We start from the raw sequence: 25,158 nt of genomic DNA, 5'->3' as shown, positions 1-25,158 counted from the left end.
CCGGCGCTGCCCATTGCCAGGCGGGAAAAGAGACTTATCTTGTTCCTGATCCCTGACCGGTGTCGATTGACACCCTGCCGCCGGTCAGAGTACCTTGACTGCTTGGCGCAGACCGGTGCGCCATCAGCACAACGCTTTACCGCTCTGTAGTGGAGGCCGAATTGAATCAGTTTAGTCGCAACCTGATGCTCTGGGCTGCCATAGTCCTTGCGATGGTCATGCTTTTCAATATGTTCCAGCAGCCGCAAAGCTCGGCCCAGAAGGTGTCCTACACGGATTTCATCGGCCGTGTGGACGGCGGGCAGATCAGCTCTGTGGAGATCCAGGGCAACACCCTCATCGGGCGCGGACCGGACGGTGCCTCCGTCCAGACCTATGCCCCGCGTGACAATGAGCTGGTGTCCCGCCTGCTGGACAAGAAGGTGGAAGTCAAGGCCCAGCCGCCGGAAGAACAGCCCTGGTACATGACCCTGCTGGTGTCGTGGTTCCCCATGCTGCTGCTCATCGGTGTCTGGATCTTCTTCATGCGCCAGATGCAGGGTGGCGGCGGCAAGGCCATGAGCTTTGGCCGTTCCCGCGCGCGCCTGCTCAACCAGGACTCGGCCCGTGTGACCTTTGAGGACGTGGCCGGTGTGGATGAAGCCAAGGACGAACTGTCCGAAGTGGTGGAATTCCTGTCCAACCCCAAAAAGTTCACCCGTCTGGGCGGCCGCATCCCCAAGGGCGTGCTGCTGGTGGGCCCTCCAGGTACCGGTAAGACCCTGCTGGCCCGCGCCGTGGCCGGTGAGGCCGGCGTGCCCTTCTTCTCCATCTCCGGTTCGGACTTCGTGGAGATGTTCGTGGGCGTGGGTGCCTCCCGTGTGCGCGACCTGTTCGTGCAGGGCAAGAAGAACGCCCCCTGCCTCATCTTCATCGACGAGATCGACGCCGTGGGCCGCAAGCGTGGCGCCGGTCTGGGCGGTGGCCATGACGAACGCGAACAGACCCTGAACCAGCTGCTGGTGGAAATGGACGGCTTCGAGAGCAACGAGGGCGTCATCCTGCTGGCCGCCACCAACCGTCCCGACGTTCTGGACCCGGCCCTGCTGCGTCCCGGCCGTTTCGACCGTCAGGTGGTGGTGCCCACGCCTGACCTGCGCGGCCGCCGCCGTATCCTCGAGGTCCACACCAAGCGTACGCCTCTGGATCCCGATGTGGATCTGGATACCCTGGCTCGCGGTACGCCGGGTTTCTCCGGCGCCGATCTGGAGAACCTGGTCAACGAAGCCGCCCTGCAGGCCGCCAAGCTCAATGCCACCAAGGTGGACATGCACGACTTCGAATACGCCAAGGACAAGGTGCTCATGGGCCGCGAACGCCGCAGCCTGATCCTTTCCGATGAGGAAAAGCGCATCACGGCCTACCACGAAGGCGGCCATGCCCTGGCGGCCCGCCTGCTGCCCGGTTCCGATCCCGTGCACAAGGTCACCATCATCCCCCGCGGTCGCGCCCTGGGCCTGACCATGCAGCTGCCCGAGGAAGACCGCCACGGCTACTCGCGCAATTACCTGCGCAACAACCTGGTGGTGCTGCTGGGCGGCCGTGTGGCGGAAGAGATCGTCTTTGACGACATCACCACCGGCGCTTCCAACGACATCGAACGCGTGACCCGCATGGCCCGCAAGATGGTCTGTGAGTGGGGCATGAGCGATGCCATCGGCACCCTGTCCATCGGTGAGACCGGTGAAGAAGTCTTCATCGGCCGCGAATGGGTGCAGAACAAGAACTACAGCGAAGAGACCGCCCGCCTGGTGGACGCCGAAGTCAAGCGCATCGTGGAAGAGGCCCACGCCCGCTGCGTCAAGCTGCTGCAAGACAACCGTGCGGCCCTGGACCGCATCGCGCAGGCGCTGCTGGAACGTGAGACCATCAGCGGCGAAGAGCTGGACCTGCTCATGGAGAACAAGCCCCTGCTGCCGCTGGACGCCAACGGCAAGCCGGTGAAGGCCGCTCCTGCCGGGGATTTCGTGCTGGAGCCGGATCCGGCCGACACGGACGCCGCGGCGCCCGAGGCGGACAAGGCTGCTGAATCCGCTCCCGAAAAGGCGGAGCAGGGCGATGTCGATACGGGCAACAGAACGCAGGACAACGATGAAAACGAACAGCGCAAGCAATAACCATATGTCTGAGGAGCCGTCCCGCTGGGGCGGCTCCTGGCTGTGTCTTGGGGGCGGGGCGGTGACGACCTCTGCCCCCTTTGGCGTTATGGGCATCGTCAACCTGACGCCGGACTCCTTCTATGACGGCGGCACGCACGATTCCGCGGATCTGGGGCTGGCCCACGCCATGCGCCTGCATGCGGAAGGGGCCGACATCCTCGATCTGGGGGCGGAATCTTCCCGGCCCGGCGCACAGGCCCTGACGCCTGAGCAGGAGCTGCTGCGTCTCATGCCCGTGCTGCGCGAACTGCGGCGGGAGATCCCCGGCGTCATGCTCTCCGTGGATACCTACCATGCGGCCACGGCGGCTGCCGTGCTTGAAGAGGGCGTGCAGATCATCAACGACATTTCGGCCTGCGCCTTCGATCCCGGCCTGCTGGACGTGCTCGTCCAGTACAAGCCGGGTTATGTGCTCATGCACAGCCAGGGCAGACCGGACGTCATGCAGAAGGATCCCCGCTATACGGACGTGCGTTCCGAGGTCATGGCCTTTTTCGAGCGCGAGCTGCACCGTCTGACCGCCGCCGGTCTGCCGGAAGAGCACATCGTGCTGGATCCCGGCATCGGTTTCGGCAAGACCCTGCGCCATAATCTGGAGCTGCTGGCCCATGCGGAAGACTGGCTCGCCTTCGGACGGCCCGTGCTCATGGGCCTGTCCATGAAGTCCATGTTCGGGCAGCTGCTGGGCCTCACCACCCAGGAACGGGGCTGCGCCACCCAGGTGGCTACGGCCATGCTCTGGGAAAAGGGCCTGTTCTGGCATCGTGTGCACGATGTGGCCGCCACGCGCCAGACGCTCACGCTGGCCGCGGCCTTCCGTGATCCCGCCGGGGCCTGCGGGGACTGATGCCCGGCCCGGCCGCACGGGGGATATTTGTCTGTTGCGCCGGCGTGCGCTTGTTTTTATACTGCGCGCCGGCTGCCCGGCATCCGTGATGCGGCAGACGGCAAGGGGGGACGCCATCCCATGGCGTGGAAGGGGATTTTCTGATGCCCAAGGATAGGGACCGTGCTGGAACATGTGGTTTTTGAATGGCGTGACGCGCTGGACATCCTGCTGGTAGCATTCCTGCTCTACCAGGTCATCCAGCTGTTGCGGGGATCGCGTGCCCTGACGGTGCTGACCGGTCTTGGGCTGCTGACCCTGCTGTATTTCATCTCGCGCAGCATGGCGCTGTATACCCTGACCTGGTTGCTGCAGCATGTCTTCAGCTCCCTGTTCCTGCTCATCGTGGTCATTTTCCAGAGCGACATCCGGCAGGCACTGGGCGAGATAGGGACCAACAACCTTTTCCGCAAGCGTGCGCTGCAGCATTCGGCCGTGGAAGAAGTGGTCATGGCCTGTGTGGAGATGGCCCGCCTGCGTGTGGGGGCCCTCATCGTCATCGAGCGGGGCACCCGGCTGGACGACATGATCAAGCGCGAAGGCGTGCGGGTGGACGCCCTGCTGTCACGCCAGCTGCTCATGAACATCTTCTATCCCAAGGCGCCGCTGCATGACGGTGCCGTGCTCATCAGCAAGGGGCGCATCACGGCCGCCGCCTGCATCCTCCCCCTGGCCGAGGCCAAGGGGCAGTCGTTCGGCACGCGCCACCGCGCCGCCCTGGGCATGACGCAGGAATGTGATGCCGTGGTGGTCGTGGTCTCGGAAGAACGCGGCGAGATCTCCGTGGCCATGAAGGGCGAGCTCGTCCGCAGTCTCGATGCCACACGCTTGAGGCAGGTGCTCAATGATATTCTCTAAGAACAGCCGCAAGGCCCCCCATCTCCTTTCCCTGCTCGTGGCCTTTGCCGTGGCCGTGGGCATGTGGTATGTGGTCAGCGTGCGCGACCGTCTGGAAGTCCAGCTGGAAGTGGGCATCGAATACAACGGCATCCCCTCCGGGCTGGTGGTGACGGACGGTCTTGTCAGCAAGGTGCAGGTGCGTCTGCGCGGGCCGGAGATCCTGTTGCGCTCCATTTCGTCGCGCAGCCTGACGGAAGCCATCAATCTTTCCAATATCAAAAAGGGCACGACCATCGTCCCCCTGACCTCGGACAACATGGGCCCCAGTCTGCGGGCCTTCGAGCTGGTGGACGTGCAGCCGCCCCGCATCGTCATCACGGCCGATACCCTGGCCGAGCGCAGCGTGCCCATCCGGGCCGTGCTGGAATCCCCCCTGCGCAGCGGGGCCCTGACCGTGGAGAACGTGACCGTGTCCCCGGCATCCGTCACCCTGCGCGGGCCGGAAGGCGTCATCTCGTCCATCAACAACCTGCCGCTGGGCATCCGGCTGGATCCCAAGGCCGCCGGCACCACTGTGGAGCAGACCCTGCTGCTGGATACCCCCAGCCTGGTCACCTCCAACCCCGCCTCGGTGAAGGTGCAGTACACCATCACCAGCGGCCGCACCGTGGTCTCCCGCCGGTGCAAGATCTCGGTGGAGGCCCAGAACGCCTCGCAGTTCACGGTGGAGCCCTCCCATGTGGAAGTCATGGTGGAGGTGCCCGAAGCCCTGGCCCGCAATTCGTCCTATCTCAAACGACTGGAAGTGATGGTCGTCCCGCCGGCGCTGGAGCCGGGGCAGAAGGGCACGGCAGAGCCGCGCATCCAGCTGCCGGAAGGCATGACCATCTTGAATCCCTCATTCGACAGCGTTACCATTACCCGTAAGAAGTAGCCTCCGGCGCATGGCACCGGCAAGGAGAACACATGGCAGAACGTCTTTTCGGCACTGATGGCCTGCGTGGCCCTGTCAATATCTATCCCATGACCGTGGATGTGGCCCTGCGTCTGGGCCTGGCCGCCGGGGTGCGCTTCCGCAAAGGCTCGCACCAGCACCGCGTGGTCATCGGCAAGGATACCCGCCTGTCCGGCTACATGTTCGAGTCCGCCCTCACGGCGGGCCTGTGCGCCGCCGGCATGCACGTCATCATGACCGGCCCGCTGCCCACGCCCGCCATCTCTTTCCTGACCCGCAACATGCGGGCGGATCTGGGCGTGGTCATCTCCGCCTCGCACAACCCCTATTCGGACAACGGCATCAAATTCTTCGACGCCGACGGCTTCAAGCTGCCTGACGAGGTGGAGAACGAGATCTCGGCCATGGTGCTCGATCCCGACATGCGCTGGCCCTATCCCGATTCCAACCGGGTCGGCCGCGCCAGCAAGATCGAAGACGCCGGCGGCCGCTACATCGTGTACACCAAGAGCTGTTTCCCGGCCCATCTGACCCTGTCCGGCCTGCGTATCGTCATCGACTGCGCCAACGGTGCGGCCTATAAGGTGGCCCCGCTGGCCCTGGAAGAACTGGGGGCGGAAGTCTTCCGCCTGGGGACCAGCCCCAACGGGACCAATATCAACGACCACTGCGGTTCCCTGCATCCCGAGACCCTGGCCGCCAAGGTACGCGAAGTGCGCGCAGACGTGGGCCTGGCCCTGGACGGCGACGCCGACCGCCTCATCGTGGTGGATGAAAAGGGCAACGTCCTGGACGGCGACCAGCTCATGGCCCTGGGGGCCCAGGCCATGATGGAGCGGGGCGAACTGCCCGGCAACATGCTGGTGGCTACGGCCATGAGCAACCTGGCGCTGGAGATCTTCATGAAGGAACGCGCCGGTACGCTGCTGCGCACCAAGGTGGGCGACCGTTACGTCATGGAAGCCATGCGCAAGACCGGCGCCATGCTGGGCGGCGAGCAGTCCGGGCATCTCATCTACCGCCAGTACAGCACCACCGGTGACGGTCTGCTGGCGGCCCTGCAGCTGCTGCGCATCGTGCGCGAGAAGGAAAAGCCCCTGTCCGAGCTGGCGGGCCTGCTGCACCTCTTCCCCCAGAAGCTCATCAACGTGCGGGTGGAAAAGAAGCTGCCCTTCGAGGAGCGCCCCGCCATCGGCAAGGCCGTGGCCGATGTGGAAAAGGCCCTGGCCGGTCGCGGCCGCGTGCTGCTGCGTTACTCCGGCACCGAGGCCCTGTGCCGCGTCATGGTCGAGGCCGAAGATGAAGACAAGGTCGTCCGCTACGCGCGCGATCTGGCCGATGTGGTGAGCCGCGAACTTCGCTAGTTTTTGTCCTCTCCCCGGAGGAGCTGATTCGTTCCGGGAGCTGCCGCGGCAGACCCGCGACATACTTTCGTCAAGAACCATGTCCCAGGTACGGCCCGTGACGGGCGTGCCATGATGGAGGAGAACATGAAGGATATTCGTAAGGTTGTTATCCCTGTGGCCGGCTGGGGGACCCGTTCCTTGCCCGCAACCAAGAATATTCCCAAGGAAATGCTGCCCATCTACAACAAGCCTGTCATCCAGTACGTTGTGGAAGAGGCCCAGCGTGCCCATATCAAGGACGTGATCTTCGTCACCAACCGCGACAAGAACGTCATCGAAGACCATTTCGACCACAACCTTCAGCTCGAGGACCTGCTGGAGCGTTCCGGCAAGCTGGACAAGCTGGAAGAAGTGCGCCGCGTGGCGGAGATGGTCAACATCCTTTCCGTGCGCCAGAAGCGCCAGCTGGGCCTGGGCCATGCCGTGCTGTGCGCGCGTGAACTGGTGGGCGACGAGCCCTTTGCCGTCATGGTGGGCGACGACCTGATGTTCAGCGGCGTGCCCGGCATCGGCCAGCTCATCGAAGTGGCCATGGCCGAAAAGATGCCCGTCATCGGCGTCATGGAAGTGCCGTGGGAAAAGGTGAGCCGTTACGGTATCATCGATGGCGAGGAAGTGGCCCCCGGCGTGTACCGCGTGCGGGACATGGTGGAAAAACCCAAGCGCGAGGACGCGCCTTCCCGCATGGCCATCGTGGGGCGCTATGTGCTGACCCCGGACATCTTCGACTATCTGGAAAAGGTCAAACCGGGCCACGGCGGCGAGATCCAGCTCACCGACGCCCTGCAGGCCATGGCCAAGGACCGCGGCATGATGGCCGTGCGTATGGCCGGCATGCGTTTCGACGCCGGTGACTGGGCCGAGTTCCTGAGCGCCAACATCTACTTCGCCCTGCAGGATGAATCCCTGCGTTACGAACTGCTGGGGCTGCTCAAGAATTTCGTGCAGTTCAAGTAAACATCGATATCTGCAAGATCCCAAGGTCGTTGTCATTCCGGTGGCAACGACCTTTCTTTTTCATGGCGGCTCTTCCGGCTTGCAGTATGGGGAAAAAAAGGGCAGAATCTCACAAGCGTCCACAGAGGATAGAGGGCAGGGATGCCCGCATGGCGGCAGCAGGCGCGAAAGGCCTGGTCTTCCCGTTCGCCATATGTTGACAGAACAACGCGAAAAAACTACATCCTTGCGGGCGCTTCGCCGAAAGACGGACGGCGACATCGCAACAGCACCAACGGGGCGAGACATTTTTGAGCGGGCATGGCTGACCATGACCCGCGTACCGGCATTTTTCATGGGCGGGCAATGACAGGCATGCAAGAGCAGTGGCAGAAGATCTCTGAAAATTTGAGGGGTGTCCTCAATCCCGGCATCTTCAAGGTGTGGATCCATCCCCTGGATGCCCATATCGAGGGGAACAGCCTGTGCCTTGCCGCACCTAGCGAATATGTGGCCCGCTGGCTGCGTGACCGCATGCAGGATACGTTGCGCTCCGCTGCCGCGCCCGTGTTGCAGGTGGCGCCGGAGAACATCGATATCCGTATCTCCTGTCAGGGTGCTGCTCCCGCTCCTGCCGCGCCCGCTGCCCCTGCCGCCGTTGCTGCGGCTCCTCTCGCCGCGCCCGTGGCGCAGCCCGTGCATGAGGCGCCCGCAACGCCTCTCCATACGGCGCCTTCCCGTCCGTCCCAGCCCCTCTGGCAGCCCAGCCAGTGTTCCCTGCCTCTGCCTGCCCCCACGTTGCGCCCCCGTACCCGTCAGCGCTGGCGCTTCAGTTTCGACGATTTCGTGGTCGGCCCCTGCAACGCCATGGCCGTGGCTGCGGCCAAGGACATCTGCCATGACGGCGGCTGTGTGGAGACGCTGTTCGTCAGCTCGGCCTCCGGCCTGGGCAAGACCCACATCATGCAGTCCGTGGGCCGTGCCGTGCAGGAGCAGGGCGGTCAGGCCCGTCTGGCCTACCTTTCCGCCGAGGATTTGGCGTCGCGCTATGTGGCTGCCCTGCGCAGCAACGATGTGGAGAGCTTTCGTGCCCGTCTGCGCGATCTGGACGTGCTTCTGCTGGAAGACGTGCATTTCCTCCAGGGCAAGGAAAAGATGCAGGACATGGTCCTGACCGTCATCAAGAGCCTGCAGGATCGCGGCGGCCGCGCCATCTTCACCAGCAGCTTTTCTCCGCGCGAGCTGGAAAAACTGGACAGCCAGCTGGTCTCCCATTTCTGCTCCGGCATCGTGTCGCCTCTGGAGCGGCCCGATACGGAAATGTGCCGCCATATCCTGGAGCGCAAAGCCAAGAGCTTTCAGGTGCTGCTGCCTGACGAGGTCTGTGATCTGCTGGCCGGGCGCCTGCAGGGCGACGTGCGCCAGCTGGAATCCTGCCTCAAAAGTCTGGTGTTCAAGGCGCGCATGCTCAATTGCGGGCTCAATCCCGAGCTGGCGCTGGAAGTGCTGCAGCAGTACGCCACCGTGGACTGTGGTCCGGACTTCGCCTCCATCGTGCGCCTGGTCTGCGAGAGCTACGGCCTCAACGAACGCCAGCTGGCATCCCGTTCGCACAAACAGCAGTACGTGCTGGCCCGCAATACCATCTATTATCTGGCCCGCAAGCATACGGACATGTCCCTCAAGGAGATCGGCGAGCGCTTCAACCGCCGTCACTCCACGGTCATCAAGGGCATCACATCCCTGGAACGCGAGATCGCCAATGAGTCCAGGGTCGGCCGCCAGATCTCCCGTGCTGTGGAGCTCATCGAACGCAATGCGGGCATCCGGCCCGAGATGAGCCTGGCAGGCAAGGTCCCTGCGGCCCGTCATGCGGCCCCCAGCCTGCTTTCCCTGTAAACGATACGCCTGATTTTTGCGAAGGGAGGACATCCGCGGATGTCCTCCCTTTTTTGTTGCCTGCGGGAAGGGGCAGCCGGTGCCGTCAGGCTCTATCCCTGCCCATCGCTGCTGCGGCTCTGGCTCACCTGATACGGGGAAGGGCAGGGGGGATGCCGAGGGCGCTTTGCCGGACACGGTGCGGTCATCGCTCCCGGGGCTGTGTCACGATGTTTTCGGCTCTGGAACGGGCAGGAATCCTGCCTGGATGGCGTGGCTCTTTTCGCATTTTTGCTGTTCAGACAGCGCTGTGGCTGCGTCCTCCGTTCTGGGGCGATGTCCCTTTGTTGCATTCCTCTTCCGTCCACTCCGGGGAATGTTTCCCCTTTCTTGCATTCCTCGGTGCGCTGCAGGGGACCTGTGGAAGAACGCCCGTAAACAAAAAGGGCCACCCGCACGGAGCAGGTGGCCCTTGATCAACAGGAGAGAGGCTGGGGCTTATTCGCCGGCCACGGCCTTCTGGTGTTCGGCGATGACCTTGTCGGCCACAGGCTGGGGAGCTTCTTCATAGTGGGCGAATTCCATGGTGAAGAAGCCCTGACCGGCCGTCATGGAGCGCAGGTCGGGAGCGTAGCGCAGCACTTCGCTCATGGGCACGTGGGCCTTGATCTCGGTGACACCGGCGGCGGAGTCGGAGCCCAGCACCTTGCCGCGACGCGAGGAAAGGTCGCCGATGACGTCGCCCATGCATTCGTCAGGCACGGAGACGGTCAGCAGCACGATGGGTTCCAGCAGCACGGGCTTGAGGCTTTCCATGGCTTTCTTGAAGGCCAGGGAGCCGGCCACCTTGAAGGCCATTTCCGAGGAGTCCACGGTGTGGTAGCTGCCGTCGTAGACCTTGACGCGGAAGTCCACCACCTGACAACCGGCCAGGAAACCGCGGGCGGCCGCTTCCTGGATGCCCTTGTCGATGGCGGGGATGTACTGGCGGGGGATCACGCCGCCCACGATGGCGTCTTCGAAGACATAGCCGGAACCGCGGGGCAGGCCTTCCATCTCGATCCAGCAGTCACCGAACTGGCCGCGGCCGCCGGACTGCTTCTTGTGACGGCCCTGCACCTGCACCTTGCCGCGCACGGTCTCACGATAGGGCACCTTGGGCGTCTTGAGGATGATGTCCACCTTGAAGCGGCGTTTTGCCTTTTCCACCGAAAGTTCGATGTGCAGCTGGCCCATACCGGAAAGCAGGATGTCGCCGTTTTCTTCGTCGCGGGCCAGACGCAGGGTGACGTCTTCGTCCAGCAGACGCTGGATGGCGGAGTAGACCTTGTCTTCATCGCCCTTTTCCTTGGGAGCCAGCGCGTAGGTGATGAGCTGCGGCGGCAGCTTGGGCATGGGCAGGGCAAAGGGCTGCTTTTCGTCGCACAGGCTGTCGCCGGTGCGGGTGTTCTTCAGTTTGGCCACGGCCACGATGGCGCCGGGGCCCACGGGTTCCTTGCAGGGGGTCTGGGTCTTGCCGGTCAGGAAGAGCAGGCTGCCCAGGCGTTCGTTTTCACCGCTGCGCATGTTCTTGAGGGTGGCATCACCATTGATGGTGCCGGAGAGGATGCGCACCAGCGAAAGCTGGCCGGAGAAGGGGTCGGCCAGGGTCTTGAAGACGAAACCGGCCACGGGGGCGTCGGGATCGGGCTTGCGTTCCTGGCCCAGGGCGTCCACGAAGGCGGGGCGCTCGGAAGCGGCGGGCAGCAGGGCCTGGATGGCTTCCAGCACGGCCACGCCACCCTTGTTTTCCAGGGAGGAGCAGACCAGCACGGGGCAGAGCTCACCGGCCACGGTACCCTTGCGCAGACCGATCTGCAGGTCTTCCAGAGACAGGCTGCCTTCTTCCAGGTATTTTTCCATGAGCTCTTCATCGCTTTCGGCGATGTTTTCCACGGTCAGGTCGTGGAGCAGGCTCACGTCGTCGGCCACATCGGCGGGCACATCGCATTCGCTGACAGCGCCGTCAGCGCCAAAGGTGTAGGCCTTGCCGGTCAGCACGTCCACATAGCCGGTAAAGGCCTCGCCTTCACGGATGGGCACCTGCAGCGCCACAGCCTTGACACCCAGGGTGGACAGGCCGTCGAAGGCCATCTGGAAGTCGGCGCGGTCGCGATCCATCTTGTTGATGACGAAGATGGCGGGCAGGTTTTCGGCGCGGGTGAGGTTCCAGAATTTTTTGGTCAGGGGGCGCACGCCATCCACGGCGTCCAGCACGAAGACGACGCCGTCCACGCCCTTGAGCAGGCATTCCATGTCGCCGGTAAAGTTTCCGTCACCCGGGATATCAAGCATGAAGTGGCGATTCTTGTTCCAGAGGCAGGTAGCCACCGCAGGCTGGATGGAGCCGCGACGACGTACTTCTTCCGGTTCATAGTCGAGGCAGGTGGTACCGTCTTCGATGGCGCCCATGCGGGTCAGAGCGCCGCTATTGAAGAGGAGCATCTCGGCCAGCGACGTTTTGCCGCAGCCGCCGGTGCCTACAAGTGCGTAAGTACGTTGGGTATCCACGGGGTTGGACATGCTAAAACTCCCTTAGTAAGCGATATGGCGAGCCCGGGGCCGCCGGATTTACGAGGGCAACGTGCGACCTTTCACACGGTAGTAATAAAACCATAGCCCGACATGGCCAAAAAGGGAAGTGCCCCAACTTTTTTGCTCAACTTGACATCTGCGCCCGGAAAGACAAAATAGATGGCTGCTTGTGCAAGAATGGGGACAGGCACCTCCCCGGGAGCCTGAAAATCCGTGCCCGGTACGAGTCCTCCGCGTCCCTGCCGTGGCGTGCGGATGGGCACACGGCAGAAAATAATAAAAAATGTTGTGAAAAATTTTTCCAATGCCATAAAAAAAGCCGGGATGTCCCCGGCTTTTTTCGTGTTCGGCTGTCAGGCCGCCGTTATTTCAGGTTGCCCAGAAGATCGCGCAGCCAGTCCGGCACGGCCACAGGACGGCCCTGACGGTTCACCAGGGCGTGCTGGGTGCTGCCCGTGGCCAGCAGGCGCGTCTTGTCCTCGTTCCACATCTCGTATACAAAGCGCATGGACGCGCGGCCCCATTCGCTGATGGCCGTGTGGACCTGCACCAGATCGTCATAGCGGGCCGGGGAACGGTAACGGCACTGGGCCTCGCGGACGGGCAGGATGATGTCCTTTTCCTCCACATCACGGTAGCTCATGCCGCAGGCGCGGATGAATTCGCTGCGCGCCCTCTCGAAGATGTGGAGATACTCCGCATAATACAGAACGCCCATGGTATCTGTTTCACCGTAGGAGATCCGGTGGGTGAACCAGATGGCCGGGGAAGGAAAATCGTCATGCATCAGAAAACTCCTTTGCGTGTGGGGAAGGGGCTCCCGCGTCTGGCGCTGTGCGCCGTGCTGCTGGCCGCCCTGGCGCTGTCCGGCTGCGGGTCGCGGCAGACGCACGAGGAATACCTGATCCCCAAAGGGCCCGCCGTGGGCTTCGAATCGCCCGAATTCTTCACGGAGCATCTTGCGCCCCGGAACCAGGACCTGCAGTCGTGGCGCGAGATGGCGCCTACGGTGCGGAAATCCCTGCGCTATGTCAAGAGCAAGCCCGCCGGGGCCGTGGCCATCGACCGTCCCGGCCTGCGCCTGACCTGGGGCGACATGGAACGCACCCTGCTGCGCCTGCAGGAGCTGCTGCCCCGTCTGGATGCCGAACCGCAGCTCTTCCTCCAGAACTTCCAGTGGGTGGAGGTCCCCTCCGGTATCGCCTATTCCGGTTACTATGAGCCCCGCGTCAAGGCCAGCCGTACCCGCAAGCCCGGCTACGAGCAGGCCATCTACGCCCTGCCGCCGGACATGAAGCAGTACAAGCGCCGCCACAAGGGGCGTTACTATACCCGCCGCCAGATCGAAGAGCAGCAGCTGCTGGCCGGTCGGGGGCTGGAACTGGCCTGGGCCGCTGACCCCGTGGACGTCTTCTTCCTGGAGATCCAGGGCTCCGGCCGTCTGGTCTTCGATGACGGTACCGAGGCCTTCATCAACTATGCGGGCCAGAACGGCCACAAATACAAGAGCTCGGGCCGCATCATGCGCGAGAAGGGCCTGCTCAAGCGCGGCGACATCTTCGAGCAGCGTCAGTGGTTCAAGGACAATCCCCAGCGCGTGCGCGAGATCCTCAACGAGAACCCCAGCTACGTCTTTTTCCGCTACGGCAGCCGCGGTCCCACCGGCGCCATGGGCCATGTGGTGGACGAATGGCTCTCCCTGGCCGTGGACCGCAGCTATATCCCGCTGGGGGCCGTGGTGGCCTTTGGCGTCAACGTGCCGGATGAGAAATACGGCAGTCTGCCTCTGCGCGGCATCGGCTTTGCCCAGGACGTGGGCGGCGCCATCAAGCAGCGGCGCATCGACCTGTTCTGCGGCGGTTCCGAACGCGCCAATTACGTGGCCAGCCATCTGGATGCCCCCGGCCCTGCCTGGGTGCTGGTGGCCCGGTAGGGAGCGGGGAAAGGCTGCTTCGAGGGGAGGGGAACTCCTTTGCGTTGCTGTCGATGCCCGTAGCTTCCTCCGTCGCAGCGGGCACGGCCCTGCGGGCCGCCTTCGGTCGCTCCCGACGGGAAAAATCGAGCTCCCCACCCCTCCCCCAAAAACGCTCACATGATCTTTCTGGAAAGTCCCGTCGTTGACCGGCGGGCAATGGAAAAGCGGACATCCTCAGGATGTCCGCTTTTCGTTTTTTGCGGCGTTAGTCAGTGGGTTTCCGGTGGCGGAAAACAGAAAATACAGGGCGGATAGTCTTGCTACGCCGCGAGGCAGGCGTGCGAGATGCAAGAAAAAGCGTACTGCCGGATATGGCGATGTACGACGGCGCGTTACTTTCCGCCGGGCATGCCGCAAGAATCCCTTCGATCAGGCAACAGACATGGCGGCATGACAGACTGTCTTTTCTCCGGTCAGGGGCTGGAAGTCTCTCCCGCCAGACGGCGACGGAGACCTTCCATGCCGACCAGAGGGACGTTTTTTCAGGGGGGGGGGGAGAGTTTGAGAGGGGGCGGGGACAGTTTTTACAAAAAACGTCCCCGCCCCCTCTCAATGATGCCGCTTCAGCAGCGGCGGGCTAACCTTCGAGGAAGGCTTTGTAGGCTTCGGCCGTGGCAAGGATGTCCACGCAGCTGGCCAGCTCGAAGGGGCTGTGCATGGAGAGGAGGGCCGGGCCGCAGTCGATGACCTGCATGCCGTAGGCGGCCAGGAAGAGGGCCACGGTGCCGCCGCCGCCCACGTCCACCTTGCCCAGTTCGGCGGGCTGCCAGGGGATGTTGCGGGCGTTGAACAGGCCGCGCACATAGCCGTAAAACTCGGCATCGGCGTCGCTGGCACCGTATTTGCCGCCGGAGCCGGAGTATTTGGAGCAGACGGGGCCGTGGCCCAGCTGGGCGGCGTTCTGCTTTTCGTGCACTTCGGGGAAGTCGGGGTCGAAGGCGGCGTCCACGTCGGCGGACAGGGCGCGGGTATTGAGCAGTACCTGCGAGACAGGGATGCCCGGGGCCCAGGCGCGGGCCAGGTCTTCGAAGCAGTACTGCAGGAAGCGGGAGGCCGCGCCGGTGGCACCGTCGGAACCGATCTCTTCCTTGTCCCAGAACATGACGGCCATGTTGGGGCAGAGGCGGTTGGTGTTCTTGGCGTTGAGCAGGGCCTCCAGGGCGGTGAAGACGCAGATGCGGTCATCCTGGCCGTAGCCGCCCACCAGCCCCTTGTCGAAGCCCACATAGGTGGCGGGGCCCGCGGGCACGACCTGGAGCTCGGCGGTGACGAGGTCTTCCTCGCGGATGCCGTACTTGGCGTTGAGCAGCTCCAGCACGTGCTGCTTGATGGGCTCCTTGATGTCCTTGTTCTTGGCGGCGGTGGGGGCCGGGCTGTGGCCGAGGATGATGTTCAGCTTTTCGCCGTCAAAGACTTCGGCCAGGGTCTGGCTGTTTTGCTTGCGGGCCAGATGGGGCAGCAGGTCGGCGATGGTGAAGACGGGCTCTCCGGCTTTTTCACCGATGGCCACGCTGATGCTCTTGCCGTTTTCCAGCACCACCACGCCGTGCAGAGCCAGAGGCCGGGCCAGCCACTGGTACTTGCGGATGCCGCCGTAATAGTGGGTCTTGGCCTGGGCCACACCGGGCTGCTCGACCAGCGGACGCTGCTTGAAGTCCAGACGGGGGCTGTCGGCATGGGCGGCGATGAGGTGCACGCCCTTCTGCAGCGGGATCTTGCCCTTGCGGGCGGCAAAGATGGCCTTGCCGCGCAGGTTGCGGAACACGGTGTTCTTTTTGAAGTCCTCGCTGAACCCGGCTTCCTGCAGGCGTTTCTGCACATAGGCCACGGTCTCGCGCTCGGTCTTGCAATTGCTGAGGAAATCCATGTACCGCTTGACCAGAGCGTCCATCTGGCGCTTCTGGGTGGCGGTGGTGTACACGTCCCAGGCATTGCGGGGACTGTAGGTGAGGGAAGGCGTTTCTGCTTTTTTCATATCCAGTATCCTTTAGGCAGCGGTACTGCGGCTGCCTTTTCATGGAGCCGGTGCCCGACTGGCCGGAGGTCCGGCAGCCGCGGCAGGGCGTGATGCTCCGGCCGGTGCATGGCCGGGAAGCATGGCCCGCATGGCGCTGTGGAGCGGGGTGCGGGCGGAAATATGTTCTAGCCGGCCAGCAGCTGTTTGAGCAGGGCCGTCAGGCGCGGCAGGTCTTCGGGCAGGAGCGTGCGCGGGTCGAGGCAGAAGCTCCTTTCTTCCAGACGGCCCAGCACCGGCGGCGTGGTATCCAGCAGGGCCTGCTTGAGGGCCGTGGCGCTCATGGCGGCGGGCTCCAGGCAGACCAGGGTGGTGGGCAGGTCGCGTTCCGGGAAGGCGCCGCCGCCCACGCGGGAAACATCCGGGCGCAGGCTGATGCGGCAGGCGGGGCCCAGGGCGCGGCGCAGCCGGGCGGCCAGCGAGCGGGCGGCACGGGCCAGGTCTTTGGGGTCCCGGCAGATGTCGCGCAGGGTCGGGATCTCGCGGCGGGCGCGTTCGGGCTCGCAATAAAGGCGCAGGGTGGCTTCCAGCGCGGCCATGGTCAGCTTGTCGCAGCGCAGGGCGCGGGTGAGGGGATTCTTTTTCAGGGCCTCGATGCGCTCCCGGCTGCCCACGATGAGGCCGCATTGCGGGCCCCCCAGCACCTTGTCGCCGGAGAAGGTCACCACGTCGGCGCCTCCGGCCACCACTTCGGGCACCGTAGGTTCGTTGGGCAGGCCCACGGAAGAAAAGTCCATGAAGGAACCGCTGCCCAGATCCTCGATGACGGGCAGGCCGTGTTCCCGGGCCAGGGCCGCCAGATCGGGCAGGGGCACGGCGGAATGGAAGCCCACGATGCGGTAGTTGGAGGTATGCACGCGCATGAGGGCACGGGTGTCTTCGTTGATGGCCGCGGCGTAGTCGTGCAGGTGGCAGCGGTTGGTGGCGCCCACTTCGCGCAGGCGGGCACCGCTTTTTTCCATCACTTCCGGGATGCGGAAGCTGCCGCCGATCTCCACCAGTTCCCCGCGCGAGACGATGACCTCGCCGCCCTTGCAGAAGGTATCCAGCACCAGCAGGACGGCGGCGGCGTTGTTGTTGACCACCATGGCGGCCTCGGCGCCGGTCAGGCGCTGGAGCAGCTCGTCGATGATGACGTAGCGGCTGCCGCGTCCGCCGCTGTGCAGGTCGAGCTCCAGGTTGCAGTAGCCGGAGATGACCCGGCGCACGGCCTCCTGGGCACTCCGGGCCAGCACGGAACGTCCCATGTTGGTATGGATGACCACGCCGGTGCCGTTGATGACATTACGCAGGCGCGGCGCCGTCTTGCGGCGGACGAAGGCCAGCAGCTCGGGCAGGCAGGCCTCCAGGGCCAGTTCGGCGGCATCCTGTACGCGACCGGCGCGGATGTCGTCGCGGCGGCTGTTCCAGAAATCCGTGACGGCCTCGCGCAGCAGGGGGCGGGGCAGGTCGTGCAGGGCCTTGTCCGCCGTCAGCAGGGCATCCAGACTGGCGTCCATGGACGGCAGGGCACGGAAAAGGTGGTTCATGCGTCCTCCTTGGCGCCCCGGGCGGAGGCGGGCTGTTCCAGCAGGTGGGGGTAGAGGCCGTAAAATTCCGCCAGCATGTACAGGGACCCGCTGATGATGACCGGAGCCCTGTCGTCGCCGGGCAGGTCGCGCACGGCATCCAGGGCGTTGCGCACGTCGGGCAGCAGGGTGGCATGGGCCGGGGCCGCAGCGTTGGCGGCGGCCACCACCTGGGCGGCGTCGGCGGCGCGCTCGTTGTGCAGGGCCGGGATGAAGAGCGGTGCGTCACCCAGGGCCCGCTTGAGCAGCATCAGGGCCGGGTGCCAGTCCTTGTCTCCCAGGCAGGAATAGATGGCCGCACGCGGGCGCAGGCCGGACTGGCGCACATGGGCCAGCAGGGCGGCCATGCCGTGGGCATTGTGGGCGCCGTCCAACAGCAGGGGCGGATGCTGGTCCGTGGCGGGCACGGACTGCAAACGGCCGGGCACGAAGGCCCGGGCCAGTCCCCGCGCCACGGCATCGGGCCGCGGCGTCACATGCAGGCGCGGGGCCAGGGCCTGCCAGGCGTGCAGGGCCACGGCGGCATTGATGCGCTGGTGCGGCCCGGCCAGCCCCAGCGGCATGTTGCCCGGCAGGGGCTCGACGATGTGCAGGGGAGCGGCCAGCCGTTCGGCCTGACGGCGCAGGACCTCTTCGGCAGCCGGGAACTGGGGCGCGCTGACCACCGGCACGCGGGGGCGGATGGCGCCGCACTTGTCCAGGGCGATGTCTCGCAGGGTGGGGCCCAGGATGGCGGCATGATCCATGGCCACGGGCGCGAAGCAGGTCAGGTCGCTGGCCAGGGCCGTGGTGGCGTCATGGGCGCCGCCCAGCCCGGCCTCCATGACGGCCAGCTGCACGCCCTGACGGGCAAAGGCCAGTATGGCCAGCACGGTCAGGAATTCGAAATAGGTCAGGTCCGGTCGCGCCGCGTAGACTTCCGTAGCCAGCCCGGGCCACAGGTCTTCTTGCAGAGGGACGCCGTCGATGCGGATGCGCTCGCAGGGGGAAAGGAAGTGCGGCGAGGTATAGAGTCCGGTGCGGCAGCCGTGGGCGCGGGACAGGCTGTCCAGAAAGGCGGACGTGGAGCCCTTGCCGTTGGTGCCCACGATCTGGGCCACCACAAAGGGCGGGCGGGAAAGGCCCAGGCGGGAGAGGGCGGTCTCCATGCGCGTCAGGCTCAGGTCCATGTGGAAGAAACCAAGACCGTCCAGGTGTTCCCAGATCTGGTCGATGGTCGTGAAATGCTTTGCAGTCTTCATGCCGCGACCATGCCACAATTCCCTGTCCTTGTCAGCGCTTGCGCCAAGGGGAAAAACGTTCCATCGCAGGATGGCCGTACGAAAAAAATATTTTATGCCTGTGGCTGCTGCCGCGTACTGACTGCAATTGGTGGCCGGGGGATCGGGCAGCATAGTGATGCCTGTTGCAGACAGGGCTGCTTGCGGCAGTCCCATTCCCTTGCTAGGCTGGATTCCGAAAAGGAGGCTATGCATGATCCGTCTTGAAAAGGCCGGCCGGGAAGATCTGGCTGCTCTTGTACAGTTGCAGGAAATGGTGCGGGCGCGTCTGCTGCCGGAAGGGCAGCCTTTGCCCGAGACGGCCGGAGATTCGCTGGAGGATTTTTTTGCTCACGGCGTGGTGTTGCGGGCCCTGATGGAAGACGACACCATGGTGGGTGCCGTAGGCGGGCGAGAAGTGGACGGCGGACAGCATTTGGCCCAGCTGCTGGTGCATCCGCAATGGCAGGGACAGTATGTGGAGACCATGCTGCTGTTGCAGATGGAAAGCCTGCTGCCCGAGGCCCGGCGCGAACTGCTGTTCCCGGCACGGGATGCCGCGGATCTGCGGCCCCTGCTGTGGCTGGGCTATACCGTCAGTGAAGAGACGCCCCTGCCGCACGGCCTGACCCTGTACCGGCTGGAGAAAGAGGCTGTGTGAAGAAGTTGTTATAGTACGTCAGCGGCTCTTGTGCTCGAAAAACGGGAGCGGGATCGCAAAGGGATATTCAGAAAGGCGGTCACATGCGAACCATGTGACCGCCTTTCTTTTGGAGAAACATGCCGGGAGGCTCGGATTTCGTGGAAGAAGTCAGAGGATGAGCGGGGCGTCGCTCTCCATCATTTCATCGAATTCCTTGTCGGTCTTCCAGCCAAGCGTACAGCCGAAGGCCTGATTGAGGGATTCTAGTGCCATGCAGGTCCGCATGCTGTCCCGGGAAGCCAGGGCTTCTCGCAGGTCAGTGAAGTTAGATCTGAACAGACGCGCCCGTTCAGCATAATACTTCTGCAAGGAAGCTTCTAGGGCCCTTCTCTGCATGCGCAAGCGGGGAATGGCTTCGCGGCAGACAGTTTCTATCTGTTCCCGGCGGAGCCGGGAGGCATCGGCACGGGAAAAGAGGTTCGTCAGCGTGAAAATCGTCGCGTCGATGGAGTGATTGGCAAAGACGATAGCGACGCCTGCCAGTGCTGCTGCCATCAGACCGCTCAGCATCCCGGGGATGCCAAAGGCTGTCAGCTGTTGTTCCAGCGTGAAGGCAAGTGTGCCTATACCTATAGTCGTCAGTGTCTTCAGGATGATTGAGACTAGCTGGGAAAAGCTTTCTATTTTGCCGGTAAGGTAGTCATATATGGATTCCCAAACCGTCGAGATGCCCTTGGCGAGGGTGGAGAGCAGAGCCCCTGCAGATTTGAAGACACTTCGCAATACGCCAAAGAGGAGGTGCAAAGCCTCAAGAGCGAACTCCTTGCCGGCACGTAACACAGCACTTGAGATCAGCTTTTTCCAGAAGATGCCTAGGAAACGCTCAAAACGCTGCCAGATGGTGAGCTCTGAAGGATTCGTCGCCGCATCCCGCAATTCCCAGACAGCCCCACCGATGACCAGCATGCCCGCTTCGGCCAGTATGCCTTGCATGGACCTTTCGCCGGCCCGGCAGACCCCGTCCTTTACCGTCTGCATCGCCACATGGGTATAGGCAGCCTGTTGCGTCTTAATCTGGTCACGGGTCAGGGAGCTTTTACGCAATTTGGCAAGAGCCGCCTTGGCCCGAGCTGCCAGCTCTTCATCCGGGCTGCACGCCATGCGCTCCAGTTCGGCCTTGTGGTGTTCGTAATCATCCGCAGGCACAAGGATCACATCCGGTGCCTGTGCATCTTGGGAAGTGGTATAACGCTCTTCCAGCAACCCCCGCGTATCTTTTATGACTTTGAGTTGCTGTTTTTGCTGGATTCCGTTTTCATCATAGCCAACGACATCCGTATAGGCATTGTTGAACGTCGCAAGAGAATCCAGATCCTTATGCGGCAATTCTTCTCCATCTTTGCATTTTTTGTAATACAGATCATCCACACGGTCGTAGTTCACGCCTGTGTTTTCGATGATCGCATCGCGGTTCTGCTCTCCCACTGCTAAGGATTCAAAGATGAAGCCATGTACGACAGGATTTTTGTTAGGGGAGCCATCCTTGTTGTGGGTGACATTGTATACGGATCGGCAGGCAGAAACCTGATTGGAATACAGTGCCACACCGTCAGCAAGGGCCAGCTTGCTGCCAAAGGCAGACATGAAACGCCGGAGTAACTGTTTCCCGACCTCATCAGCCACGTCTTGAAGTACCCCTTTGGGAAGCGCCATTTGCTGTGAGGGAGCTTCAAGGATGTCCGGGGGGTCTAGCAGATGGACTACAGAGCTCACAAGGATCCTCCTCGAGTTACATCAAAGCAAGCTGTCGCAAAAACGATGTATTTTTTCTCAGAAGCGTGCGGAGTTCCCGCGTGACAGCACCAGAATCATCAAAGAGAGGGGTTTTGAGGATGTTCGAGACCGTTTTGGCCAGCTCGAAGGATGTTTTTACCACAAACCTGTTCTGGGGATCCTCTTTAATAATGCTGTAGTTTATTTCCTCGTTCACTACTGCCTGGAGTTTGCGATTGAATGCATAGCAATAGGGGGTCAGTTCTTCGATGACGTCCCGCAGCTCATCGGCAGCATCCATGATGGCCTGGGCTCCTGTGCAGGCAGCACGCATGGATTCGGCCGCAGCCTTGGCCTTGCTGAGGTTGGAACGGGCGTCTTCGATGGCTTCCTCCGATTTGGACGCCAGGACGAGTCCTCCTACAGCCAGAACTGGAGCAGCCACTATCCCGCCAAGGACAACAGTCCCTCCCGCCATTCCCAGGCCTCCGGCAGCCAACGCGCCACCGCCGAACCATGCCAAGGTGGCATTAGTTGCCGCAACACCGCTAAGAGCGCTGATTGCCGTACCTGTAGAGGCCGAAGCTAAAGCGCCAGCTGCACCAAAGGCACCAAAGCCAGCTAGGGCACCGCTTGAAAGCGCCGCAGCGCCGCTTGCAAGAACACTAGAAATCTCGAGAGAGATTTGCTGGATCTCTGCTAAGTCTGCCGTAATACAAATTTCGGTATCAAAATCAAAGTCGTCGTTATGCTCGATATTCTTTATTTTTTGAGCCGTTTCGATAAATGGCAGCAAGAATTTTTTATGGATGGAGATCTTCTTTCTCCCCAGGTCCTCTAGACTGGCCTGCGTTTCTTCCCGGACATCTTCCAGACGCTCCACGGCATCATCATAGATCCTTTGGGCATCTGCCGAGATATCCTTCGCCCGGTCAAAGTTTTCCTTGGCATCGAGCCCTTTTTTGACACCATATCCCCCGGCGAGCAGCGCGGCTCCACCAATGAGAACAGGAATGAGGGGCAGTGGCATGGCGTACCTCCTTATTGATAGTTTTCGTCTGTTATGCAGCTTGATGAAAAAATGCTGTCGTCGACTTCATGCTTCTCAAGGTCACTGGGAAGCTGCCCTGATAATTCCCTCAGATACAGGCAGCCTTGCCGTGTTTTGAGGATATACTCCTCGAACGACATGGTTTTGCTAAAGAAAACATAGCCTTCACGAACGCGGCATTTGAGAGGTCGATGTTCATAGCATAAACAAAGATGACTCTTTTGATCATAAAATCTGCAAACTCCTCGTCCGTTATCGAGGTCAGAATAAAGGTCGCCAAATGCTCTGAGATGGCTGCAACAGGCACCGCAACGGGTACATTCGAAATTAGGCATACTGGTATATATTGATGTAATTTGCACTGTTATTTAAGTTGGATATAAAAATAATTATCCTTGTTCATAAATTATATAATTGCTTTCTGGAAATCAAGCAAGTTGATGGGGCATGATGGATAATATAGTGCTATGATTATAGTTGTGTGTTCATTGCAGATATTGCGATATGGCAAATCGATGTTCCATAACATGGAAAAATATGGCAGCCTATGCGACTTTTTCCGTATGTATGAATCATCTCCAATTGGGGGAGGTATGGAGCACTCTCAAAAGCTGGGCACAGGAAAAGGTGCTTACGCCTGTCGACGGGATGAGCAGAGGACGAAAAAGAAAAAGACGGTCACAGGAAGTCCCGTGACCGTCTTACTTTTCTGGTGGCGCGCCCGGGAGGATTCGAACCCCCGGCCAAGAGCTTAGAAGAATACTGACGGTAGTGCCCATGAGTGCCTTTAAGCACTTATCCCCTTGATTTTCAAGTCTTGCGGGTGATAGCAGATACCCATAACTGCCCATGGAATCTAAAAAGGTGGGTGACAAATGGGTGACAAACAGCGATGGCATACGTTGCCGGGGAAAGAGGGGGTGCTGTATCGCGAGCATCCCACGCGGAAGCATGGCCGTGGACCTGACCGTTGCCTCTCGATCCGTTACAGGGTTGGAGAGGGCAAGCGTGTCCATGAGTCGCTGGGCTGGACCAGCGAAGGCTGGACGGTCGCCAAAGCCGTCGCCTTGCTGCGCGAGCTGAAGGAAAATATCCGCACGGGAAAGCGTCCGCAGAGCCTGCGCGAGATGCGATCCATGGCTGAGGAGCAGAAGCAGCGCGAGACCCAGCTTGCCCGTAGAGCACAGATAGCCGATTTGACCTTCCGAGAGCTGGCAGAGCATTACACCATGTGGACTCAAGCGCATCGTGCCAGTCATACCAAGGTCGTCCAGTTGCTGGCAACTCATATCCTGCCCATCCTTGGAGATCGTCTCGCACGAGAGATCACGCCGCAGGACGTGGCTGATCTTGGCCGAGTTGTCGCTGCCAAGCGGCCTCTTTCTGGACGGAATAAAAACAATCCCGCAGCCGGGCTTTCTCCCCAGACGGTTTTGCACATCCTCAAAACCGTTCGGGAGGTCTACAATTACGCATTGGAGACGCCAGCCCCAGGCGCTCCAGGCATCATGCTGTTCAGCGGCGCGAATCCGGCGATTTTGAGCCGCCGCAATCGCGCTATCATGCTCCCCAAAATGGACAGCCGCCGACTCCGCGTCCTGAGCGATACAGAGATCACGGAGCTGCTTAGTTACAGGGGGCGACGTGGGGAGTCCGTGGAGATCCACGACATGATTTTGCTCTCCCTGGATACGGGATTGCGCGCCGGGGAGCTTCTCAACTTGCGCTGCGAAAGCTGCGATCCTGAGACCGGAGCCATTCGCGTGCTTACCGGAGCAAAAGATAGCGCTCGGTCCACAAAAGGCGGAAAAACACGCATCCTCCATGCGGGGCGTCTTTTCCCCGAGGCGCTCTCCATGCTGCGCGAACGCCTGCAGCGTATCCCTTCGGGTTATCTTTTTCCTGGTCCAGACGGGCATGTGCGTTCTCCGTTCAGCCTGCCGCGTGCAATGCATCGCATCATGGACAAGCTCGGCTTTAACGATGGTGTCACCGATCCGCGCAACCGGGTGGTCTGGCATACCCTGCGGCACACGTTCGCCACACGGATGCTGGAGGCCGGGCTGGACATTTATGCCCTGAAGACGCTCATGGGCCACGCCAGCGTCACGACCACGGAGATCTATCTCCATATCTGCGACATGGACAAGCGCCGGGCCGCTCTGGCCAAGGCAGAGCTGGCCCGGCAAAAGCTGGTTACAGGGACGGGGGAACAATGAGCGTCACTCCTTTGGCTTCGAGATAAGCGAGGAAGAAGGCCGTCGGGTAGACGACAGCGTCGCCCATCTTCATGCGGAACTTGGGGCCATTCCCCAGATAGTCATCGTTAGAGACACTCTTGGAGCTGATGGCACCGCCGGTGAAATACTTGACCTCCTTCCTGGCGATCATGGGAGGAAGCTGGTCCAGGAAGCAACCCAGCACCTTAAGCTGGGGTGGATCGGGAATCCGGGTGACATTACTCATGATCTGACCTCCACAAAGCGCGTCAGCGCCGCATCGCGGGCGATGCCCCACGGGCGCTTGCGCATGGTAAGCCCGGCGTCGCGGGCGGCCCCCTCCAGATCTTCGGGGCGGCCGTGCCAGTGGAACTGTGCCTGGGCGACAACAGACAAAAACTTGAAACCGAAGCTGCGATCCGTCTTGTAACGGGGGAGGACGAAGCGCAAAACCTCGCGCAGGGCCGCCTCGGCAGGACGGGTCGCTCCCTGGTCAGGGACGGCGTGCATCTTGGTGTAAAAGGGGCATGTCATGGCCAGACGTTGCCCCACGGGGCAGGCCAGGCAGAGCCCCAGCTCCTGTCGGGAGGGAGTGCTGCAGATGATGCCACAGCACTCCCCGGAGCTGATGACGCGCCCCAGACGGGGGCAGGTCACCGGAGCGCTGTTCATGCCGGATCCTCTCCGGAGACGGGCTCCGCTGGCAGAAGGGCGCGCAGCCGTTCGCACTTGAGCGCGACGCTGGCGTCGAGTTCATCGGCCATGAAGGGCTCGGTGCGCAACTGGTCGATCATCACCAGCACGTCGCCGATGGCATCCACCAGGTCCTCACGGGAGCCGCAGCGGCCGCGGCGCAGGTGGCTGATGGCCACGATGGCCTCGGCCAGTTCTTCCTGCAGGATCTGCAGCTGGGCATCCAGACCAAAATGGCGCACGGCCTGCCTGGCGAGGGATGCATCCATCAACAGGGTAGACATACGGAC

General features: G+C 62.2%; 21 protein-coding genes. 10 read left to right on the top strand and 11 right to left on the bottom strand.

The genetic code is table 11. From position 1 onward, the window contains the following. Positions 1-185 precede the first annotated feature (185 nt). From ftsH to ACQRAG_RS08135, 7 genes are all read left to right on the top strand, one after another. The gene (gene ftsH, locus ACQRAG_RS08165; RefSeq protein WP_304025723.1) at positions 186-2,156 is read left to right on the top strand and encodes an ATP-dependent zinc metalloprotease FtsH; all 1,971 of its coding nucleotides are present in this window, start codon (positions 186-188) and stop codon (positions 2,154-2,156) included. Between the two features lie 4 nt (positions 2,157-2,160). Continuing rightward, positions 2,161-3,045, top strand: coding sequence for a dihydropteroate synthase (gene folP, locus ACQRAG_RS08160; RefSeq protein WP_427804170.1), 885 nt, complete (start codon positions 2,161-2,163; stop codon positions 3,043-3,045). A 162-nt stretch (positions 3,046-3,207) separates the two neighbouring features. Beyond that, the gene (gene cdaA, locus ACQRAG_RS08155; RefSeq protein ID WP_168935667.1) at positions 3,208-3,942 is read left to right on the top strand and encodes a diadenylate cyclase CdaA; all 735 of its coding nucleotides are present in this window, start codon (positions 3,208-3,210) and stop codon (positions 3,940-3,942) included. Beyond that, positions 3,929-4,858, top strand: coding sequence for a CdaR family protein (locus tag ACQRAG_RS08150; protein WP_006006470.1), 930 nt, complete (start codon positions 3,929-3,931; stop codon positions 4,856-4,858). The genes cdaA and ACQRAG_RS08150 overlap by 14 nt, the downstream gene beginning before the upstream one ends. A 32-nt stretch (positions 4,859-4,890) precedes the next feature. Further along, positions 4,891-6,243: a phosphoglucosamine mutase gene (gene glmM, locus ACQRAG_RS08145; RefSeq protein ID WP_168935668.1), complete on the top strand. Its 1,353-nt coding sequence runs from the start codon at positions 4,891-4,893 to the stop codon at positions 6,241-6,243. Between the two features lie 126 nt (positions 6,244-6,369). Beyond that, complete coding sequence (gene galU, locus ACQRAG_RS08140; protein WP_168935669.1) at positions 6,370-7,242, top strand: UTP--glucose-1-phosphate uridylyltransferase GalU; 873 nt, start codon at positions 6,370-6,372, stop codon at positions 7,240-7,242. 345 nt (positions 7,243-7,587) lie between these two features. Continuing rightward, positions 7,588-9,120, top strand: coding sequence for a DnaA ATPase domain-containing protein (locus ACQRAG_RS08135; protein WP_168935670.1), 1,533 nt, complete (start codon positions 7,588-7,590; stop codon positions 9,118-9,120). A gap of 477 nt (positions 9,121-9,597) precedes the next feature. On the opposite strand, the gene ACQRAG_RS08130 is transcribed toward ACQRAG_RS08135, so the two are convergent. The 3 genes from ACQRAG_RS08130 to ACQRAG_RS08120 form a co-directional block, all read right to left on the bottom strand. Then, the gene (locus ACQRAG_RS08130) at positions 9,598-11,661 is read right to left on the bottom strand and encodes an elongation factor G (protein WP_204626176.1); all 2,064 of its coding nucleotides are present in this window, start codon (positions 11,659-11,661) and stop codon (positions 9,598-9,600) included. A gap of 71 nt (positions 11,662-11,732) precedes the next feature. After that, the gene (locus ACQRAG_RS08125; RefSeq protein ID WP_168935672.1) at positions 11,733-11,984 is read right to left on the bottom strand and encodes a hypothetical protein; all 252 of its coding nucleotides are present in this window, start codon (positions 11,982-11,984) and stop codon (positions 11,733-11,735) included. Positions 11,985-12,037: 53 nt separating this feature from the next. After that, positions 12,038-12,460 (bottom strand): acyl-CoA thioesterase, encoded by a 423-nt coding sequence (locus ACQRAG_RS08120; protein WP_168935673.1) that lies wholly within the window; start codon positions 12,458-12,460, stop codon positions 12,038-12,040. Between ACQRAG_RS08120 and ACQRAG_RS08115 the strand changes: the two genes are divergently transcribed. Further along, a complete protein-coding gene (locus ACQRAG_RS08115; protein WP_168935674.1) occupies positions 12,455-13,606 on the top strand; it encodes an MltA domain-containing protein in 1,152 nt (383 codons plus the stop codon). The two genes, ACQRAG_RS08120 and ACQRAG_RS08115, sit on opposite strands and share 6 nt — an antisense overlap. A 619-nt stretch (positions 13,607-14,225) precedes the next feature. Here ACQRAG_RS08115 and ACQRAG_RS08110 read toward each other — a convergent pair. The 3 genes from ACQRAG_RS08110 to ACQRAG_RS08100 all read right to left on the bottom strand — a co-directional run bounded on the left by ACQRAG_RS08110 (position 14,226) and on the right by ACQRAG_RS08100 (position 18,471). Further along, a complete protein-coding gene (locus tag ACQRAG_RS08110) occupies positions 14,226-15,623 on the bottom strand; it encodes an aminopeptidase (protein WP_204626266.1) in 1,398 nt (465 codons plus the stop codon). Positions 15,624-15,790: 167 nt separating this feature from the next. Beyond that, a complete protein-coding gene (gene selA, locus ACQRAG_RS08105; RefSeq protein WP_204674831.1) occupies positions 15,791-17,191 on the bottom strand; it encodes an L-seryl-tRNA(Sec) selenium transferase in 1,401 nt (466 codons plus the stop codon). Then, positions 17,188-18,471: a bifunctional folylpolyglutamate synthase/dihydrofolate synthase gene (locus ACQRAG_RS08100; RefSeq protein WP_297160429.1), complete on the bottom strand. Its 1,284-nt coding sequence runs from the start codon at positions 18,469-18,471 to the stop codon at positions 17,188-17,190. The genes selA and ACQRAG_RS08100 overlap by 4 nt, the downstream gene beginning before the upstream one ends. 232 nt (positions 18,472-18,703) lie before the next feature. Between ACQRAG_RS08100 and ACQRAG_RS08095 the strand changes: the two genes are divergently transcribed. Then, on the top strand, positions 18,704-19,150 hold the full coding sequence (locus tag ACQRAG_RS08095) for a hypothetical protein (RefSeq protein ID WP_302261929.1): 447 nt from the start codon (positions 18,704-18,706) through the stop codon (positions 19,148-19,150). A 150-nt stretch (positions 19,151-19,300) separates the two neighbouring features. Here the strand turns inward: ACQRAG_RS08095 and ACQRAG_RS08090 are convergent, their stop codons facing one another. Continuing rightward, on the bottom strand, positions 19,301-20,905 hold the full coding sequence (locus ACQRAG_RS08090; RefSeq protein WP_427804088.1) for a hypothetical protein: 1,605 nt from the start codon (positions 20,903-20,905) through the stop codon (positions 19,301-19,303). A gap of 16 nt (positions 20,906-20,921) precedes the next feature. Then, complete coding sequence (locus tag ACQRAG_RS08085) at positions 20,922-21,935, bottom strand: hypothetical protein (RefSeq protein WP_427804087.1); 1,014 nt, start codon at positions 21,933-21,935, stop codon at positions 20,922-20,924. An 896-nt stretch (positions 21,936-22,831) separates the two neighbouring features. Here ACQRAG_RS08085 and ACQRAG_RS08080 point away from each other — a divergent pair. Beyond that, positions 22,832-24,175, top strand: a complete 1,344-nt coding sequence (locus tag ACQRAG_RS08080; RefSeq protein ID WP_418735640.1) for a tyrosine-type recombinase/integrase — start codon at positions 22,832-22,834, stop codon at positions 24,173-24,175. Here the strand turns inward: ACQRAG_RS08080 and ACQRAG_RS08075 are convergent. The 3 genes from ACQRAG_RS08075 to ACQRAG_RS08065 are packed head-to-tail and all read right to left on the bottom strand — an operon-like array spanning position 24,153 to position 25,152. Beyond that, the gene (locus ACQRAG_RS08075) at positions 24,153-24,422 is read right to left on the bottom strand and encodes a hypothetical protein (RefSeq protein WP_303898559.1); all 270 of its coding nucleotides are present in this window, start codon (positions 24,420-24,422) and stop codon (positions 24,153-24,155) included. The two genes, ACQRAG_RS08080 and ACQRAG_RS08075, sit on opposite strands and share 23 nt — an antisense overlap. Further along, positions 24,419-24,847 carry a hypothetical protein gene (locus tag ACQRAG_RS08070; protein WP_297231054.1) on the bottom strand — a complete coding sequence of 143 codons (429 nt, stop codon included), beginning with the start codon at positions 24,845-24,847 and terminating at the stop codon, positions 24,419-24,421. Before ACQRAG_RS08070 ends, ACQRAG_RS08075 begins: the two co-directional genes overlap by 4 nt. After that, on the bottom strand, positions 24,844-25,152 hold the full coding sequence (locus tag ACQRAG_RS08065; protein WP_297231051.1) for a hypothetical protein: 309 nt from the start codon (positions 25,150-25,152) through the stop codon (positions 24,844-24,846). Before ACQRAG_RS08065 ends, ACQRAG_RS08070 begins: the two co-directional genes overlap by 4 nt. Positions 25,153-25,158: the final 6 nt, after the last annotated feature.

This window comes from Desulfovibrio sp. SGI.230 (genome assembly GCF_050313065.1).
Taxonomy (GTDB): Bacteria; Desulfobacterota; Desulfovibrionia; order Desulfovibrionales; family Desulfovibrionaceae; genus Desulfovibrio.
This window is presented reverse-complemented; position numbering and strand designations above follow the sequence as displayed.